We start from the raw sequence: 1,262 nt of genomic DNA on the forward strand, positions 1-1,262 counted from the left end.
GCTCGGCTGAGACCGACGGGCGGTGGCCGGACGGCGGCGTACCCGGGAACGGGAGCGCCGCCGCCCCGCCCTCCCGGCGGCGGGAGATCCCGGCGCCAGGAGATCCCGGCGCCGGCGCGGTCCGCGTCCCGACCGACGACCGGTCGGTCGAGGACCTCGCCCAGGACGTCCTCCGGGCCGCCGCCTGGTAGCGGCGGAACCCCGCAAAACGGTTGGCAGGCTGCCACCCGCCCCGGTGAGAATGGGCGGATGATCGCCGCCGCGCCCCAGGGCCCCGTCCAGCCGCCACCCGTCGTCACCGAGCTCGCGGCCGGACGGCCGGTCCGGGCCGTCTGGGAGAACGAACTCGGCGGACTGACCTTCCAGCTCGGCCACGGCGACACCCGGCAGTTCGTGAAGTGGACGCCGGCCGGCAGCGGCAGCGGCAGCGACACCGGCACTGGCATCGACCTCGCGGCGGAGGCGGTCCGCCTGCGCTGGGCCGCGAGGTTCGCCGTGGTGCCACCGGTCATCGGCGAGGGCGCCGACGAAACCGGATCCTGGCTCGTCACCCAGGGCCTGCCCGGCCGGTCGGCCGTGGACGAGCACTGGAAGCGCGACCCCGCCACCGCCGTCCGCGCCATCGGCGCCGGCCTGCGGGCGCTCCACGACGCACTGCCCGTCGCGGACTGCCCCTTCGACTGGTCCGCCGAAACACGCCTGTCGAATGCCCGGGCCAAGGCGGAAGCGGGCCGCACCGACCCGGCCGACTGGCCGGAGGAACTGCGCCACCACGGCACCGTCGAACGCGCCCTGGCCACCCTCGCCGACATCCCCCCGATCGACCACCTCGTCGTCTGCCACGGCGACGCCTGCGCCCCCAACACCCTGATCGGCGACGACGGCACCCACACCGGCCACGTCGACCTCGGCACCCTCGGCCTCGCCGACCGCTGGGCCGACCTCGCCATCGCCACCTGGAGCACCCAGTGGAACTACGGCCCGGGCTGGGAGCAGCCGCTGCTCGACGCCTACGGCATCGCCCCGGACCCGGAGCGGACCGCCTACTACCGGCTGCTGTGGGAACTGACGGACTGAGCCCCGCATCGGCCAGGAGGTGGCCGCTGCGATTCTCGAACAACCGGGGCCTGGCGAGATCCCGTACCGCATCCGCGCATGAGCGATAGGTGGTGGTCGTCCTCTCGGAGTGGCCGGACATGGTCGAGTTCCGGCTCACTGCCGTCCAGGCGGGCATCCGGCGCGTCCGGCTGCCACCGCAGCCG

General features: G+C 74.9%; 1 protein-coding gene and 1 pseudogene. Both read left to right on the forward strand.

Going from position 1 to position 1,262, the window contains the following annotated elements; translation table 11 throughout:
• Positions 1–191 (forward strand): annotated as a pseudogene (locus ACFU7Z_RS39505) (hypothetical protein); the annotation flags it as partial.
• Positions 192–249: 58 nt separating this feature from the next.
• Positions 250–1,077 (forward strand): aminoglycoside 3'-phosphotransferase, encoded by an 828-nt coding sequence (locus tag ACFU7Z_RS39510; protein ID WP_380783001.1) that lies wholly within the window; start codon positions 250–252, stop codon positions 1,075–1,077.
• The last annotated feature ends 185 nt before the right edge of the window (positions 1,078–1,262 follow it).

This window comes from Kitasatospora sp. NPDC057518, from assembly GCF_042802075.1.
In the GTDB taxonomy this organism is placed as follows: domain Bacteria; phylum Actinomycetota; class Actinomycetes; order Streptomycetales; family Streptomycetaceae; genus Kitasatospora.

Coding starts and splice junctions, on each gene's coding strand:
- ACFU7Z_RS39510 (WP_380783001.1), top strand. CDS start 250: ATGATCGCCGCCGCGCCCCAGGGCCCCGTCCAGCCGCCACCCGTCGTC.